The sequence below is a fragment of the Pseudomonas sp. XP2 genome (genome assembly GCF_053557975.1).
This window is the reverse complement of record NZ_JBNRIK010000007.1, coordinates 211,789-230,663: the sequence shown is the minus strand read 5'-3', so window position 1 is coordinate 230,663 and position 18,875 is coordinate 211,789. Positions and strand designations below refer to the sequence as shown.

Sequence of the window (18,875 nt, the reverse complement as noted above, 5' to 3'; positions counted from 1 at the left end):
CGGTGACCTGGGCTTCGATCAGTTGCTGCAGGCACTGCTCGACCGGGTAATCGGCCTGGGTGCGGTTCCAGTCGTGGAGCACCTGTTGTTGCTGGGTGGCATTCAGCAGTGGCAGCTCGGCGATGCGCTGCTGCGGCTGGGCGACGATAGCGGCCAGCAGGCCCTGCCAGTGCCCGGCGAGCTGGGCGATGGTGGCTTCGTCGAACAGCGCGGTGGCGTAGGTCAGCGTTACCGCGATCCCCGCCGCGTGCTCCACGGTTGCCAGGGTCAGATCAAACTGCGCGGTCCTGCGCTCCCAGTCCAGGGTCTCGACAGTCAGCCCAGGCAGTTGCCGAGCCTGCCCGCGTGCTTCGGTCTGGTGGTTGTACATGACCTGGAACAGCGGGCTATGGCTGAGGCTGCGCTCGGGTTGCAAGGCTTCGACCAGTTGCTCGAACGGCAGGTCCTGATGGGCCTGGGCGCCAGCGACGCGTCGCTGAACCTGCTCGAGCAGGTCAGTGAAGGTCGTGCCCAGGTCGAATTCGGCCTTGAGTACCTGGGTGTTGACGAAAAAGCCGATCAGGCCTTCGGTTTCCATACGATTGCGATTGGCCGTGGGTATGCCGACCCGGATGTCGTTCTGCCCGCTGTAGCGATGCAGCAGGGTCTGGTAGCTGGCCAGCAGGAGCATGAACAATGTCACGCCCTGATCCCGCGCCAGCTGTTTGAGGGCGGCGCACAGTGCATCGTCCAGGGGGATATCCAAGCTTGCCCCTGCCCGGCTCTGCAAGGCCGGCCGGGGATGGTCGGTCGGCAGTTCCAGGACCGGCTGTTCACCCCCCAGCTCGGCCTCCCAGTACGCCAGCTGACGCTCCAGCTCGCCCGCTTCCAGGCATTGGCGCTGCCAGATGGCATAGTCGGCATACTGGATCGGCAGGGCCGGCAACGATGCTGGCTGACCGAGGCGAAGCCCCTCGTAGCTGCGGATCCACTCGTCCAGCAGTATCGGCATCGACCAGCCATCGGAGACGATATGGTGCATGACCAGGATCAGTACGTGATCGGCCTCGTCCACCTGCAGCAGCCTCACCCGCCACAGGGGCGCCTGCCCCAGGTCGAAGGGTTGGCCGGCCTCTGCTTCGATACGCCGTTTCAGGCGCTCGGCGAAATCCCCCGCCTCTGCAAAAGGCTCCCGAACTATTTCCACCCGCACGCGTGGATCAACGACCTGAACAGGCTGGTCAGCGTCCTGGGCAAAAGCAGTACGCAGGCTTTCATGGCGTTGAACCAGGTCTTCAAGGCTGCGCTGCAGCAGGTCGCCATCCAGCGCCCCCTTGAAACGCACGGCCATGCTGATGTTGTAGGCCGCGCTCTGCGGCTCGAACTGCCAGAGAAACCACTGTCGCCGCTGGGCGTACGACAGGCCGATGGGGCCCCATTCGTAGCGTATCTGCGGGATCGGCAGCCGAGCGAAGCTCATGCCTTTGGACTGCATTTTTTCAAAAAATTGCTTGCGCTGCTCCAATGGCAGATGCAGGAACCGTTTAACCAGCTCGATGTTCTGGGCCGTCATTTCAAACACTCTCCAGTTCTGCCAGGAAATCACTCAACTCATCGACGTCTGCTGCACTGGCAGGCGCCAGGCCAGCCATCGTCGCCACGTAGTCCGCCAGTCGTCCGGCAGCGAACAGGGCCGAAAGCGGTACCTCCAGCCCCAGCAGCAACTGCACGCGCTGGGTGGCCTGCACAGCCAGCAGCGAATGCCCGCCCAGCTCGAAGAAGTTGTCGTTGAGGCCGACCCTTTCAAGCTTCAGTACATCGGCCCAGATCGCCGCAACGTCCTGCTCCAGCGGGGTTTGCGGTGCGACGAACAGCTGCTGCAGCTGCGTGACATCAGGGCTGGGCAAGGCCCGCCGATCGAGCTTGCCGTTTGCCGTAAGGGGCAGCGACTCCAGAAACACCTGGTGGGCGGGCACCATGTGCTCGGGCAATGTCGCTTTAAGGTGCTCGCGCAGGCTGTCGCGCAACGCTGCCGTGGGTGCCTGGGCAGGGATCAGATAGGCAACCAGTTGCGTACCGCTTGGGCCATCCAGGGCGAGCACCACCGCTTCGCGGACTTGCGAATGCTCCTTCAGCCTGGCCTCGATCTCGCCCAGCTCGATACGGAAACCTCGGACCTTCACCTGATGATCGATGCGCCCCGCATACTCGATCGCACCCTGCATGCGATAGCGTGCCAGATCGCTGGTGCGGTAGAGCCGACCACCGCCCTGCTCGCTGCCATCGAATGGGTCGGGTACGAAGCGCTCCGCGGTGAGCGACGCACGCCGGTGATAGCCACGGGCGAGACCGGCCTGGCCAACGTGCAGTTCACCATGACAACCGGGCGCGGCGATGTTGAAGTCAGCATCGAGCAGGTACAGCGACTGATCCGGAATCACCTCACCGATGGGGCTGACGCCATCGCGCTGCAGATCCTCGCGACACACTGGCCGATAGGTGACGTGCACGGTGGTTTCTGTAATGCCGTACATGTTGATCAAGGTCGGCTGGCTGTCGCCGAAGTGGTTGAACCACGGTGCCAGGCTCCCGACGTCCAGTGCTTCGCCGCCAAACACGATATAGCGCAGGGCAAGCTCGGCCTGACCCTGTGGCTGTGCGCAGGCGTGCGAGATCAGTTGCTTGAACGCCGAGGGTGTCTGGTTGAGTACCGTGACCTGCTCACGCACCAACAAGGCATGGAAGTCGGCGGGCGATCGGGCCACGTCCTTGGCCACGATTACTGCCTTGGCCCCATGCACCAGCGCACCGAACAGTTCCCAGACAGAAAAATCGAACGCATAGGAATGGAACACGCTCCAGACATCCTGGCTGTCGAAGCAGAACCAGTGCCGGGTTGCCTGGAACAGGCGCACGACGTTGTGATGGGGCAACAAGGTGCCTTTAGGCTTGCCGGTAGACCCCGAGGTGTAGATCACGTAAGCCAGGTTTGCCGGTTGCGTGAAGTTGACCGGGTTAGCTTCGCTGTAGCCCGGGAATGGCTCCAGGAGCAGCGGCTCGACACCCTCGGGCAGCGGTAAGCGGGCGAGCAGATGTGACTGGGTCAGCAACAGGTTGATACCGCTATCGCTCATCATGTAGGCCAGGCGATCCTCTGGATACTCAGGGTCCAGCGGCACATAGGCGCCTCCCGCCTTGAGGATGCCCAGAAGGCCGATGACCATTTCCAGACCACGATCCACAGCGATCCCTACCATTACATCTGGCCCCACGCCCTGCTCGCGCAGCTTGTGGGCCAGCTGATTGGCGCGCCGATTGAGCTGTCTGTAGCTGAGTGTCCGCTCACCCGACACCACCGCGATGGCCTCCGGCGTCCGCGCGGCCTGGGCTTCGATCAGCTGGTGCAGGCATTGATCGGGGCGATGATTGGCAGGCGCCCGATTCCAGTCGTGGATGATTGCCTGGCGCTCCTGTGCGTCGAACAAAGGCAGTTGAGCGATCACCTGTTGCGGGTCCTCGACCAGCGCCTGCAACAACGTACCGAAGTGGCGGGCGATCTGCGCGATGCTTTCCTGGGTGAAACACTGCCGGTCATAGCTGTAGTGCACCGACAGCTGCGCACCTGCGCTAATCGCCAGGGTCAGCGGCACGCTCGACTGCTCATGGCCGTGCACGTTGCCGAACGCGAGCCCGGCGGGTGCACTCTGCTGCAGCGCATCGCCGACCGGGTAGTTCTCGAACACCAGCAGGGTATCGAACAGCCCTTCACCACCCGATCCGGCCCAGCGCTGAATCTCGTACAAGGGGCTGTGCTCGTACTCGCGCAGCGCCAGGTTCTGCGCCTGCAGTTGCTGCACCCACTGCGCCACACGCTGCTGCGGGCGCGGGCTGGCGGCCACCGGCAAAGTGTTGATGAACAGCCCCAGCTGTTGCTCCACACCACGCAGCTCTGCCGGGCGACCGGACACCGTCGCGCCGAAGCTCACGCACGATTGCCCGGTGTAACGCTGCAGAAGCAGTAGCCATGCCGCCTGCACCAGGGTATTGACGGTCACTCGCTGCTGCCGGGCAAAGGCACCCAGCGCCTGCGTCTGCCGTTCGCTCAAGCGCTGCTGGTGTTCGCCGTAGCCTGCGCCCAGCCCGGCTTTGTCCTGACGCATGGCCAGCGCCAGGCGCGTAGGCTCACTCAGCTCATGCAGCTGCTGCTGCCAGAAGGCTTGGGCCTGCACGGGGTCCTGGCGGTGCAGCCATTGGATGTAGTCGCGATAGCGGCCCGTCAGCCCGCTGTTCGGCAGCCCGGCGTAGGCCTGGAGCACCTCACCGAGCAACTGCGCATTGCTCCAGCCATCCATCAGAATGTGATGGCTGGTGAAGACCAGATGGCAGGATGCTTCGCTGGTGCGGATCACCGCCAGACGCAGCAGGGGGTCATGCTGCAGGTCGAAGCCCTTGCGCAGGTCTGCATCGGCCCAACGGTCCAGGGCCGCGCCCTGCTCGGCGACGCCCACCCAGTCCAGGTACGTGAACGGCAGCTCGAGCTGCTTGCGGACCACCTGCAGAGGGTGCTCGAAGCAGGTCACGAAGTTGGCCCGTAGCACTTCATGGCGGTCGACGGCGGCCTGCCATGCGAGCCTGAAGCGTGGCACATCGAGCCCTTTGACGTCGACGCGCATCTGGTTGATGTAATGGCCGCCGCCTTGCTCGAACAGGCTGTGGAACAGCATGCCCTGCTGCATGGGCGCCAAGGGATAGAGGTCTTCGATTTGCGCCGCCGGGATCGGTAGGCTGTCCAGTTGGGCCTGGGTAAGCCCGGCCAGCGGAACGTCCGAAGGGGTCAGACCCGCCTGGGCATCCTCCAGGCAATGGGCGACGATCGCCTCGAGCTCGGCGGCAAACTGGTCGGCCAGGTGTTGCACCGTACCGACGTCGAACATGTCGCGGCTGTAGGTCCACTCAAGGCTCAGCTCACCGGCATAGACCTGACCATTGATCGACAACCAGTTGTCCAGCGGCGCCTCGTGGCTCTGGCTGGCCCCGGCGCTTTCGTCGGCTGGCACCAGGAATGCCGGGGCCTCGGCGCCGGAGGCCGGCGTGAAGCTGCCGTCGAACTGCCCCAGGTAGTTGAAGGTGATGCGTGGGGGCGGCAACTGCGCAAGCGCCGCTCGAGCCTGGTCATCACCCAGGTAGCGCAAGGCACCGTAGCCGATGCCTTTATCCGGGATCGCCCGCAGCTGCTCCTTGATCCGCTTGATCGATGCACCCAGTGTCTGCTCCGGGCTCAGCCGTACCGGGAACACGCTGGTGAACCAACCCACGGTCCGCGTGAGGTCCAGGGTATCGAACAAGTCTTCACGACCATGCCCCTCCAACTGCACGAGCACGTCGCTGCGCTGGGTCCAGCGTGCGATGACGCGGGCCAGCGCGGTCAGCAGCAAGTCGTTGACCTGCGTCCGGTAGGCAGCAGGCGCCTGTTGCAGCAGTTGCCGGGTACTGACCGCGCCGAGACGGGTGCGGGCGGTGCCGACATGCATGCCATGCAACGAGCCCCCCGGGTTGTCGCAAGGCAGTTCGGCATCAGTCTGGTCGAGTTGCGCCTGCCAGTAAGGCAGCTGCGCCTGCAGCGATTCGCTACGTGCGTAGGTCTGCAGGTGGCCGGCCCACGCTTGGGTCGAGCTGGTCTTGGCGGGCAGGTCGAGTGGCTGGCCGGCGTGCAACTGGCTGTAGGCGGTTTGCAGGTCTTCGAGCAGCACACGCCAGGAGACCCCGTCCACCACCAAGTGATGAATTGCCAGCAACAAGCGCTGGCTGCCATCTTCGAGGGTTGCCAGCAATGCCCGCAGCAAAGGGCCACGCTGCAGGTCGAGGCTGCCTTGGACTTCATCGCACAACGCTTCGAGGGCTTGGGCATCGGCCACCGTAGCCTGCCAGAGCAGACCTTGCTGTGGGTCGGGCGAGCCGTAATGTGCCGCCCACTCGCCCGCTGCACAATCGAAGCGCAGGCGCAGCGCATCATGGTGGATCACCAGGGCCTGAAGGGCCCGTTCCAGCACCTGGCTGTCGAGCGCCTGGCCTGCCTTGAGCAACAGCGCCTGGTTCCAGTGGTGGCGCTGGGCAATGTCCTGCTCGAAGAACGATTGCTGGATCGGCAGCAGCAGCGTCTGGCCAGTTGCAGCCGTCTGTTCGATCATCAACCCACCTTCGTCCCCTTGCCGGGCGACTGAGGCCAGCCCTTGAACGGTCTGGTGCTGGAACAGCTCTTTGGGGGTGAAGCGAATGCCCGCCTGACGGGCGCGGCTGACCACCTGGATCGAAATGATGGAATCACCACCCAGTTCGAAGAAGTTGTCCGACAGCCCCACCTTGTCGACTTTCAGCACATCCGCCCAGATCCCGGCAATGGTCTGTTCCAGCGCGTTTCGAGGTGCGACGTACACCTGCTGCAGCTGGCTGACGTCAGGCTTGGGCAGGCCCTTGCGGTCCAGCTTGCCATTGGGCGTGAGCGGCAACGTGTCGAGAAATACCAGGTGGGTGGGCACCATGTAGTCCGGCAAGGTCCCCTTGAGGTGATCGCGCAGCGCGCTGCGCAGCAGGCTTTGCCCCTGCAGGTCGTGAAGTTGCACATCCGCGCAGACCAGATACGCGGCCAACTGCTTGCCCCCTGGGCCCTGGATGTCGATGACCACGCTTTCGCGCACTGCCGGATGACCCTGCAACCGCGCCTCGATCTCGCCAAGCTCGATGCGAAAACCACGGATCTTCACCTGATGGTCGATACGGCCCAGATAGTCGACCAAACCGTCGGCCCGGGTGCGGGTCAGGTCACCGCTGCGGTACACGCGCTCGCCGTTTGCAGCGAACGGGTCGGGGACGAAGCGTTCGGCGGTCAGGCCTGGGCGGTCGAGATAGCCACGCGCCAGGCACAGCCCGCCAAGGAACAACTCGCCACTATGGCCCAACGGCACCAGGTTGAGGCTGGCGTCGAGGACATAACTGCGGCGGCGCCCGACCAGTCGGCCGATAGGGGCATAGGCCGCACCGCAGGCATCGCCTGGCGACGCGTTCCAGAGCAGCGGTGTGACCACGGTTTCGGTCGGCCCGTAACCGTTGAAGATGTATTGCGGGCGCAGGGCCTGCCAGGCCAGCTCATAACCGGCTTGCGGTACGGCATCACCGCCAAAGCAGTAGATTCGCACCGGTGGCGGGTTGCCCACGCGCAGAGCATGCTCGGCCAGCTGTTGCAGATACACCGGCGGGAACACCGCAATGGTCACGCCATGCCGGTGCATTTCGGCGTAGGCCTGCTCGGGCAGCCACAGGCTGTCATCGCGCACCAGCACACTGGCGCCGTTGATCAGCAGGTGCATCCAGGCCTCATGGGCACCGTCGAAGGCGAATGACATGAAGTGCAGCTCGCAATCCTGCGGACCGGTTTCATAGCGCTCACCGTTGGCCAGGATGTGCGAGGCCAAAGGCCCATGCGCCACTGCAACGCCCTTGGGCATGCCGGTCGAGCCGGAGGTGTAGATCACATAGGCAAGGTTGTGCCTGGACAGCGCCACCTCGGGTGGCGTGTCCGGGCCTTGCTGCCAGGCAGCCGGCAGGTCCACCGCCAACGTTGGCAAACCCTCGGGGATCGGCAGCGTGCCCAGCACATCGCTCTGGGTCAGCACCAAGGCGGCGGCGCAGTCCTGCATCATGTAGCGCAGGCGGTCCTGAGGATAGGCGATGTCCAGCGGTACATACACGCCACCTGCCTTGAGTACCGCCATGAACGCCACCATGATGTCGGTAGAACGGCGCATGGCGATGACGACCCTGACCTCGGGGCCGACACCTTGCTCGATCAGGCGGTGCGCCAGGCGATTGGCCTGTGCATCGAGCTGGCGGTAGCTCAGGCGTTGATCGTCGAAGCGGATGGCGACGGCGTCCGGCGTGCGGGCGACCTGGTCGGCGAACAGTTGATGGACGAAACGGTCGTCCGGATAGTCGTCGCCGGTCTGGTCCCATGCCGCCAACAGCTGCTCGCGCTCCTCGCTGCCCAGCATCGCCAGCTCGGCGACGCGCTGCTGGGGTTGACGCACGATGTCGGCCAGCAGGTTGCACCAGTGCTGCGCCAGCGCCTCGATGCGCGCACGGTCGAACAGCGACGTGGCGTAGACCAGCGAGGCGCCCAGACCGTCGGCGTGCTCGAAGGTGTCAAGGGTCAGGTCGAACTGTGCGGTATAGCGCTCCCAGGCCAGGCCTTCAACTTCCAGCCCAGGCAAGCTGCGCGCTTGCCCCTGGGGTTCGGTCTGGTGATTGTAGAGCGCCTGGAACAGCGGGCTGTGGCTCAGGCTGCGTTCGGGGTGCAGCGCCTCGACCAACTGCTCGAACGGCAAATCCTGATGAGCCTGGGCCGCCAGGGCGGTCTGGCGCGTCTGTTCGAGCAGCTGGCTGAAGGTGGTGTGCAGGTCGAAGTCGGCCTTGAGCACCTGGGTATTGACGAAGAAGCCGATCAGGCGCTCGGTTTCCAGGCGATTGCGGTTAGCGATCGGTACCCCCACGCGAATATCGTCCTGGCCCGAATAGCGGTGCAACAGGGTCTGGAAACTGGCCAACAGCAGCATGAACAGGCTGACGCCCTGCTGCTGGGCCAATGCCTTGAGCGCGTGCACGAGGTCGCGATCCAGGTCGATGGCGACGCTGGCACCGGCAAAGTCCTGGGTCGCCGGGCGTGGGCGATCGCCAGGCAGTTCAAGCACCGGTTGCCGGTCTCCCAGCTGGCCTTTCCAGTAGGCCAGCTGGCGCTCCCGCTCACCCGCCTCCATCCACTGCCGCTGCCATACGGCGTAGTCGGCGTACTGGATGGGCAGCTCAGGCAGCTCGACTGTTTGCCCACTGCACAGCCCTTGGTACAACTGCACCAGCTCATCGACCATCACCGGCATCGACCAGCCGTCAGAGACGATATGGTGCAAGGTCAGTACGAGGACATGGTCATCCTCCGCCACGCGCGCCAGTTTTACCCGCAGCAACGGCCCGTGCTCCAGGTCGAAGGGGCATTGCGTTTCTGCCTCGACCAGGCGCTTGAGCAGCGCCGCCTGCTCATCCCCCTGGCACAGTTCGACCTCTTCGCTTGGCAGGTGGAACGGCTGCGGCGGATGGATCACTTGCAGGGCATGGTCACCCGCCTGGCGGAAGGTCGTACGCAGGGTCTCGTGTCGCGCGATCAACGATTCAAAGCTCAGGCGCAGTGCTTCTACATCCAGATCGCCACGCAGGCGCAGAACCGTGGCCATGTTGTAGGCGGTGCTTTCGGGTGCCATCTGCCAGAAGAACCACTGCCGCTGCTGGGCGTAGGACAAGGCTAACGGCTGCGCGCGGTCGACCGGCTGCAACGCCGGGGCCGGCGCGTCCGTCCCTTGCCCGGTCAGCGCCACGAAATCAGCCAGCACCGGGGCTTCGAACAGCGTGCGCAGGGGGATTTCCAGGCCCAGTACCTGGCGGATACGCGAGGTGACCTGGGTGGCCAGCAACGAATGCCCGCCCAGTTCGAAGAAATGATCGGTCAGACCGATGCGCTCAACCTTGAGCACCTGCGCCCAGATAGCCGCGATCTGTCTTTCGCGTTCGCTGCGCGCGGGCACGTAGGCAGGCTGGTCGCGGCCCAGGTCGGGCTTTGGCAGCGCCTTGCGGTCAAGCTTGCCGTTAGGCGTCAGCGGCAACTCGCTGAGGAACATCAGGTGCGCCGGCACCATGTAGTCCGGCAATGCGGCCTTGAGGTGGCTTGCCAGGTTTTCGCGCAACGCATCCTGCTGCTCGACACCGCCCTCTATCACCAGGTAGGCGACCAGTTGCTTGCCGGTGGGCCCGTCGATGTCGATCACCTGCGCTTCGCGCACCATGGCGTGCTCTTGCAGCCGCGCTTCGATCTCGCCCATTTCGATGCGCAGGCCGCGAATCTTGACTTGATGGTCGATGCGCCCCACATAGTCGAGAACACCATCGACGCGGTAGCTCGCCAGATCGCCGGTACGGTACAGGCGCCCGCCGCCGACCGGGTCGAACGGGTCGGGAATGAACCGCTCGGCGGTCAACCCCGGGCGGTTGAAATAGCCGCGGGCTAGGCAGCCCCGGCCACCGATCAGCAATTCGTTCACCCAACCGACCGGGGCCAAGGCCAGGCCATCGTCACAGACGTACGTCACCCTCCCCCCCACCGCTCGGCCGATGGGCACAATGGCCTTGCCACCGGCACCGGGCTGCAAGCCTGCGCAGTCCTGCACCGTGGTTACCACGGTCGCTTCGGTAGGCCCATAGGTATTAAGCAGACGAGCCTGCTGCAGGCCACTGGCGTACCAGTCGCCCAGGCTTTCCATCGGCATGGCTTCACCGCCCACGTGCACCTGGCGCAGCGACGCGCAGGCGCCGGCGGGCAGCTTTTGCGCAGCCAGCATGCGCCAGTAGGCGGTTGTCAGGTCCGCCACGGTGATGCCGTGGGTAACGATGGCCTGCTGGAGGGTTTCAATGTCCCACAGCTGCGGTCCGCGCATGACAACCCGCGCACCGCAACACAGGGCCGGGTACAGCTGCTCGACGAAGCCATCGAAGTTGACCGTGGCGAACTGCAGCACCCGATCACTGGCGTCGAGCCGCGAATAATCGGCCGCCACGCTGCAGAACACTGACAGTTCCCGATGAGCGACGGCCACACCTTTGGGCTTGCCGGTGGACCCGGAGGTGTAGATCACATAGGCAAGGTTGTCGGCGACGGTGAGGTTCACCGGGTTGGCTGCGCTGTACTGGGCCAGCCATTGCTCATCCGCCTGCATCTGCAGGCAGGTCACTGCCGGGGGAATCGGTAGCGTCGGTGTCAGGTGAGGCTGGGTCAGGAGCAAGTGAATGCCGCTGTCCTGCATCATGAAACGCAAGCGTTCCTGCGGGTATTGCGGGTCGAGCGGCACATAGGCAGCACCGGCCTTGAGGATGCCCAGCAGGCCCACCACCATGTCCAGGCTGCGTTCCACGGCGATGCCAACACGCACATCCGGCCCCACGCCCAGTTCGCGCAACTTGTGGGCCAGCTGGTTGGCGCGGCGGTTGAGTGCCTGGTAAGTCAGCGCCTGATCATCAAGGACCAGCGCTGTGGCCTGCGGCGCGCGCTGGGCCTGCGCCTCGAACAGCTGGTGCACGCCAAGGTCTTCGGCGAAACGCAAGGGGGCCGGGTCGACGGCCTGGGCCGCCAGCTTGTGCTGTGCGGCTGTGAGCAGAGGCAGCTCGGCGACCGGCAATGCCGCCTCACTGGCCAGTGCACCCAGCAGGTTGACCCAGACCGATGCCAGGCGCTCGATACGCTCGACGTCGAACAGGTCCGATGCATAGCCGAAGGAGGCGATCACGCCATCGCTGCGTTCGAGGGTGTCCAGCGACAGATCGAACTGCGTGGTGTGCTCGACCAGCTCGACCTCCTCGACGCTCAGCCCTTGCACGCTGTCGCCGGAGACCCGCTCGCCAAGAATGCTCAGGTGGTTGTACATGACCTGGAACAGCGGGTTGTGGCCCAACCCCCGCTCGGGCTTGAGCGCTTCCACCAGTACATCGAAGGGGATGTCCTTGTTCGCCTGAGCCTGCAGGGTGGTCTCTTTGACCGCCAGCAACAAGTGGCTGAAAGACTGCAACGGGTCGACCGCCACGCGCGCGACCAGCGTGTTGACGAAGAAACCGATCAGCCCTTCCAGCTCAAGGCGATTGCGGTTGGTCACCGGGATGCCGATGTTGAGCGTTTCGCGCCCGCTGTAGCGCGACAGCAGCAGTGCGAACGAAGCCAGGAACACATGGAACAGCGTGGCATTGGCGGCAACCGCCAAGCGTTGCAGATCGGCCGTGAGTGCGGCAGGCAGCAGCACATCCACGCGCCCGCCACGATAGCTTTGGGCCTGAGGCCGAATACGGTCGGCGGGTAGCTCGAGTACTGCGAAATCGTCTGCCAGCGTGGCTTTCCAGAATGCCAGCTGGGCCTGCAGCTCCCCCGAGGCCAGGCGTTCACGCTGCCAGGCGGCGTAATCGGCGTATTGCACCGCCAGCGCCTGGCGTTCAAGCGGCTGCCCGGTGGTGTGGGCGTTGTAGACGCCCGCCAGCTCGCGGACCATGACGCTCATGGACCAGCCGTCCGAGACAATGTGGTGCAACAGCACGGTCAGCACCTGCTCCTGCGGCCCCCCCTGGAACACCTTGACCCGGATCAGCGGACCCTGCTCGAGGTCAAAGGGCGTGAGCGCTTCTTCCTGTATGCGCTGCTGCAGCGCCCGGCCATCCGCCGAACTGAGGTCATGGAATTCAATGATTGCCGACGCTGCGGGCAGTATGCGCTGGCGGGGAATGCCGTCATGCTCCTCGAAGACCGTGCGCAGGGATTCATGGCGCATGACCAGTGCATCGAACGCGGCCTGCATGGCGGCCCGGTCCACCTCGCCGTGCAAGCGTATGGCCAGGGGGGTGTTGTAGGCGGTGCTTTGCGGGTGCAGCTTCCAGAACATCCACTGGCGATACTGAGCATGCGAAACCTGCAGCGGCAGCGCCCGGTCCAGGACCTGGATATCGCCCCCGGCGACCTGCTCCAGGCCTTGCAAAGCTTCGGCAAAACTGGACAGGTCGGCAGTGTCGAACAGCACCCGCAAAGCCACGTCCAGGCCCAGTTGCTGCCTGATCCGCGAGACCACCTGGGTAGCCAGCAACGAATGCCCACCCAAGGCGAAGAAATTGTCGTCGAGGCCGACCTGGGTCTGTTGCAGCACGTCGGCCCAGATGGCCGCGACCTGCATTTGCAGGGGTGTTTCGGGCGCCCGGTAAACGGCCGTGACAGCGACCGGTTCAGGCAGCGCCCTGACGTCGACCTTGCCGTTGAGGGTCACTGGCAGACGCTCCAGCAGCATCAGGTAATGCGGCACCAGATGCTCGGGCAAGGCCCGCTTCAGCGCTGCCCGAATGCTGTCGACCACGGCTTGACGGGCTTCGTCCTGTGCAGCCCAGTGCTGCGGGACCAGGTAGGCGGCCAGCTGCCGATCGGCGTCTTCGCCAACGACTCGCACAACGGCGCTTTCGATGCCCGGCAACTGCCGCAGGCAGGTATCGATCTCGGCCAGCTCGACGCGATAGCCGCGGATTTTCACCTGGCCATCGATACGTCCGGCGAAAACCCGTTCGCCGTCAGCGTTCAGGCGTACCCAGTCGCCGGTACGGTACATCCTCGCACCCTTGCAGCCACTGGGGTCGGGCACGAAGCGCTCGGCCGTGAGCGCCGCCTGGCCCAGGTAACCACGAGCAAGCCCTGCACCGGCGATATAGAGCTCCCCCCTGGCCTTGCCGGGCACGGGGTTAAGGCAACTGTCCAGCGCATGGGCGCGCAGGTTTTGCAGGGGTTGGCCGAGCAGCGGCCGCTCCTGCAGGGCATGAGTAAGCACACCGACCGTGGTTTCGGTGGGGCCGTAGTGGTTGATCACGTCGAGGCCGGGCGCCAATGCCTTGATCCGGCTCAGAAGTGCTGGGCTACAGGCTTCACCCCCAACTACCAGGCAACGCCGCGGCAAAGCCTGGGCACCCGCAGCGAGCATGGCCTGCAAGTGCGAGGGGACGATCTTCAGTGCATCGATGGCATGCGTCTGCAGGTAGGCGGCGAAGACCTCGGCATCGAGCACCGTCTCCTTGGGCAGCATGTGCAGGGTCTTGCCGTAGCACAGCGCACCGAACAGCATGGTGTGGCCAAGGTCGGCCGCCGGCGTGGTGACCATCGCCAGGCTACCGATCTCGTCCATTGGCAGGCGTTGACTCACGCCGCGCACATAGTTGACCAAGGCGCCATGGCTGACCGCGACGCCCTTGGGCTTGCCAGTGGTGCCGGAGGTGTAGATGACATAGGCAAGGTTGTCTGCACCCACCGCCACCTTGGGCGCCGAAACCGAGGGGTAGTCACCTTCCACGTCGATTGCCGCAACGCCTTGCGGCAGGCTGATCTGCCCGGCTCGGCCAAGTACCCAGCTGACCGCGCTATCGGCAAGCATGAAGTCGATGCGCGACTGGGGCTGCTCAGGGTCCAGCGGCAGGTAGGCCGCCCCAGCCTTGAGCACGGCCAGCATGGCGATGAGCATTTCGCAGGACCGGTCGGCCACCACGCCGACCCGCTGGTCCACCTGTATGCCACGCGCCAGCAGTACCTGAGCCAGGGCATCCGAGCGTGCCTGCAAGGTGGCATAGCTTAGCCGACCGGCGTCGCCGCTCGCTGCCAGGCCCTGCAGGTTGTGGCTGGCGGCCGTTTCAATCAGGTGATGGATGCACAACTCAGGCTCTGGCGCTCCGGCAGCTTGCTGCTGCTCCCCGTGCGACGCCTGAGTCGCCAAGGGCAGCTCGCCAACCGGGGTGGCGGACGGTTGGCTCAGCCCGTCGAGCAGTCGCAGCCAATCCTCGCCGAAACCAATGATGGTGGCTTCCTCGAAGACATCCAGCGCATAGGTGAACACAGCATGCAGACGCCCGGCGCTTTCGTAGGTGTCGAGGGCAAGGTCGAAGCGAGCGCTGTGCTTGTCCAAGGCGACTTTTTCCAGCGTCAGCCCGTTACCCAGGCGGACCTGACCGGCGTCGGCGATAGCCGCCTGATGGTTGAACAGCACCTGGAACAACGGGCTTTGCGCGCTGCTGCGATCGAGTTCAAGCGCCTCGACCAGGCGCTCGAACGGCAGGTCCTGGTGCGCCTGGGCTCCCAGGGCGGTGTCCTTGACCCGGCCGAGCAGCTGGCTCACGCTCATGAGCGGGTCGATATCGGTATGCAGCACCTGGGTGTTGATGAAGCAGCCGATCAAGCCCTCGACTTCTGTACGGTGACGGTTGGCGACCGGAACACCGACGCGGATTGCGCGCTGGCCACTGTAGCGTTGCAGCAGCAGCTTGAACGACGCCAGAAGCACCATGAAAAGGGTGACGCCCTGGGCACTGGCCAGCGCCCTGAGGCGCCCGGCAAGCGCCGGATCGACCTGCAACTCGCGCCGCGCACCGCGGTGGCTCGGTGCCCCGACACGTGGATGGTCGAACGGCAGTTCCAGTACGGCATGATCATCGCCCAGCTTGTCGCGCCAGTAGTTCAGCTGACGCTCCTGTTCACCGGCTTCCAGCCAGCTGCGTTGCCACAGCGCGTAGTCTCGGTACTGGATGGGCAGAGCCGGCAGGGTCGCTTCGCTGCGCTGACAGGCCGCATCGTACAAGCGCACGAACTCGTCGATCAGCACGTTCAGCGACCAGCCGTCGGCAACGATGTGGTGCAGGGTGAGCAGCAGCACGTGCTCGTCGGTGGCCAGTTGCAGCAGGGTCACGCGCAGCAGTGGCCCCTGCAGCAGGTTGAAAGGTGCCTGCGCTTCGGCTTCAGCCAGAGCCGCGACACGGGCCTCGCGCTGCGCCACCGCCAGGGCGGTGAGGTCATGCTCGACGATGGCGACGGCCTGTGCGGCGACAACTTCCTGGTACAGGTGCTCGCCCTGGGTGCGCAGGCGCGTACGCAGGCTCTCGTGGCGCGCGACCAGGCGATCGAACGCCTGCTGCAGGGCTGCGCGGTCGAGCTCGCCCTTCAGGCGCACGGCCATGGGCAGGTTGTAGGCCGCGCCCTGCGGGTCCAGCTGCCAGAGAAACGACATGCGTCGCTGGGCGTAGGACAACCCGTCGCGGTCATCGCAGGCGACATCGGCAGGGATCGGAAACACGGAAAAGTCGACGCCCTCTGCCTGTAGCCCAGCCAGGAACAAACGGCGTTTTTCCGGCGGCAGTTCGATAAAGCGGCGAGCGAGTTTCAACGAGTTTTCGGCATTCATGCGATGCGTCCTTAGCGATAGGAAGCGGGACCACAGGGCCCAGTCATCCCTCAAAGACGAAACAACCGCGAGCTGATTTAGCCAAAGCCCCGGCCACCGACGACCGCCCGGGCTGCCCGATTAAATCGCCGGGTGGGCGACTCGTCTGAACGTCATACCCATTCTCCAGAAGGCGGCCCTCGCGATGCTCTCCACCCTGGCCAACACCCTGCGCAAGCGGGTCACTCAAGCGCTGCCCGGCAAACAGCCCAGCTACCGGATTTTCGATGTGCAACTGAAGCGGCGGATCGCGCTCAGCCCTTCGCTGACCCGCCTGGTGTTCAGCGGCCCGGATGTTGCCGAAATGACCACATTGGCGCCGGACCAGCGGGTCAAGCTGCTGTTTCCCGCGCCCGACGGCTCACGGCCAAACCTGAGCAACGAGCGGCACTGGAAGGCTGCCCACAGCGCCTTGCCGGCAGACCAGCGCCCGCCCATGCGCACCTACACCATCCGCGCCCTGCGCCGCGAGGCGCTGGAAGTGGATATCGATTTCGTGCTGCATGGCGTCAACGGCCCCGCTTCGGCCTGGGCTACCCACGCGCAGGTGGGTGACAGCTTGCAGATGGTGGCGCCCAACCTGGCCTATGAGGGCGACACCGGTGGCTATGAATGGAAACCGCCACAGGGTGTGCGCCACATACTGTTGGTCGGTGACGAAACCGCGCTGCCGGCAATTGCCGGCATTCTTGAGCAACTGGCCGACGACCAGCCCGGATTGGCGGTGCAGGCATTCATCGAGGTACCGCTGGAGGCTGACTGCCTGCCTTTGCACCATGGCAGCGCCACCGACCTTCACTGGTTGCCCCGCGAGTTGCTCAATTGCGAGCATGGCCAGGCCATGCAGCATGCCGTGCGCGAACTGGCCAGCCTGCCGCAGGGGCAAGCCGCACCGCGAGTGAAGCTGGAAGAGGTGGATATCGATACACGGATACTGTGGGAGCAGGCCAGTAGCGCCAACAGTGCGTTTCATGCCTGGGTGGCAGGGGAATCGGCGACCGTCATGGATATTCGCCGCTACCTGATCAAGGAGCGCGGGCTGCCGCGCGAGTGCCTGACCTTGATGGGCTATTGGCGGGCCGGGCGGACCTTTGATTGACTGGAACTAGCCGGGGGCGCTTTGCGCCTTTCGCCGGCAAGGCAGCCTCTATCACACAGGTGCGCGGGGTCAATGGCGACGAAGTGTTCAGTCTTCTGTAGGTGGGCACAGCAAGCTGTGCCGACAGGGATCAACGCCGGTGCACAGCTGGCGTCATGCGCATCCTGTTTGCTGCGCGACAGCGCAGCCCGGAAGGGCTGGGTGATCTCTCATGGAACACACTTTGATTGACTGATTTAGCGGTGACTTTGTGGGAGGCCACTCATCCCCTATAGGCTGCGCTGTCACGCGGAGAACAGTGCCTGGTGTGGGAGCGGGCTTGTCCCGCGAAGCAGGCAACGCTGTGCATGGCTCCGGCTTTGCCGGTGTTCGCGGGGCAAGCCCGCTCCCACAAGTTGACGCCAAATCAATACGTTGTTCTATGAGAGCGGGCTTGTCCCACGAACCCCGGCGCAGCCGGAGCCATGCACAGCGTTGCCTGCTTCGCGGGGCAAGCCCGCTCCCACAAGCGCCTCGGCAAAACGCTGCGCCACTTCATCAACCTGCTCGGCGCTGATGATCAGTGGCGGCAGGAAGCGCACCACTGCGCCATGCCGCCCGCCCAGCTCCAGGATCAGCCCGCGCTTCAGGCACTCACGCTGCACCTTGGCCGCCAGCTCTCGGTTGGCCAGCGGATGACCCAAGGCATCCGTTCTGCCCTGCGGGTCCACCAACTCGACCCCCAGCATCAAGCCACGCCCGCGAACATCACCCAGTTGCGGATAATCGCGCTGCAACTGCAGCAGGTGCTGGCGCAAACGCTGCCCCATGGCCTCGGCATGCTCGGCCAGGCGATGCTCGATCAGGTAGTTGATGACCGCCGACCCCGCGGCCATGGCCATCTGGTTGCCACGGAAGGTACCGGCATGCGCACCCGGCTTCCAGGTATCCAGCCAGTCGCGGTACACCACCACCGCCAGCGGCAGGCTGCCGCCAATGGCCTTGGACAAGGTGACCACGTCCGGCACGATGCCGGCATGTTCGAAGGCGAACATGCGCCCGGTGCGGGCAAAGCCGCTCTGGATCTCGTCGATGATCAGCGCAACGCCGGCCTGCTCGGTAATACGGCGGACCCCTTTGAGCCATTCGATATCGGCCGGGATCACACCACCCTCGCCCTGCACCACCTCAAGGATCACTGCCGCCGGCAGAGGCACGCCGCTTTCCGGGTCGAGCAGCAGGTTTTCCAGGTAATGCAGGTTGGCCCTGACCCCTGCTTCACCGCCCAGGCCGAAGGGGCAGCGGTAGTCGTAGGGGTACGGCATGAACTGCACGCCGTTGCCGAGCAAGGCGCCCAGCGGCTGCTTCGGCCCGTTGCTGCCCATCAGGTTCAACGCGCCCTGGCTCATGCCGTGGTAGGCGCCATGGAAGGCCAGCACAGTGCTCCGGCCGGTGGCCGTGCGCACCAGCTTGAGCGCCGCCTCCACGGCATCAGTGCCGGTCGGGCCGCAGAACTGTACCTTGGCCTCGCGGCGCAGCGTCTCGGGCAGAATGCCGAACAGGTCCTGGACGAAGCGGTCCTTCACCGGCGTGGTCAGGTCCAGGGTATGCAAGGGCAGCTCATCGGCCAGCACACGCTGGATCGCCTCGACCACCACCGGGTGGTTGTGGCCCAACGCAAGCGTGCCGGCGCCCGCCAGGCAGTCGATGAACTGGCGGCCTTCAACATCCTCCACATAGATGCCACGGGCGCGCTTGAGCGCCAGCGGAATACGCCGTGGGTAGCTGCGGGCATTGGACTCCTGCTGTTGCTGGCGTTGCAGCAGGGGGGATTCGGTAAACTCGTACAAAGGTTGCGACGCGCTGACCGGTGCAACCTGGGCAAGGCTGGAAGCGGTGGACATGGGTAAATCCTCGCAAGCAAGCGAATGGGCAGTTATCGCTTGAAA

At 64.8% G+C, this 18,875-nt stretch carries 3 protein-coding genes and 1 pseudogene; 1 reads left to right on the top strand and 3 read right to left on the bottom strand.

Translation table 11 applies throughout. From position 1 onward, the window contains the following. Positions 1-1,552: condensation domain-containing protein (locus tag ACK1VC_RS11015; RefSeq protein ID WP_449117955.1), on the bottom strand; the 1,552-nt coding region annotated here is incomplete at its 3' end. A gap of 1 nt (position 1,553) precedes the next feature. Beyond that, positions 1,554-15,809, bottom strand: a complete 14,256-nt coding sequence (locus ACK1VC_RS11010) for a non-ribosomal peptide synthase/polyketide synthase (RefSeq protein ID WP_191086822.1) — start codon at positions 15,807-15,809, stop codon at positions 1,554-1,556. A 184-nt stretch (positions 15,810-15,993) separates the two neighbouring features. Between ACK1VC_RS11010 and ACK1VC_RS11005 the strand changes: the two genes are divergently transcribed. Next, entirely contained in the window at positions 15,994-16,947 is a 954-nt protein-coding gene (locus tag ACK1VC_RS11005; RefSeq protein ID WP_060519301.1) for a siderophore-interacting protein, read from the top strand. A 491-nt stretch (positions 16,948-17,438) separates the two neighbouring features. Here ACK1VC_RS11005 and ACK1VC_RS11000 read toward each other — a convergent pair. Next, positions 17,439-18,830: pseudogene (locus tag ACK1VC_RS11000) on the bottom strand (diaminobutyrate--2-oxoglutarate transaminase); the annotation flags it as partial. Between the last annotated feature and the right edge of the window lie 45 nt (positions 18,831-18,875).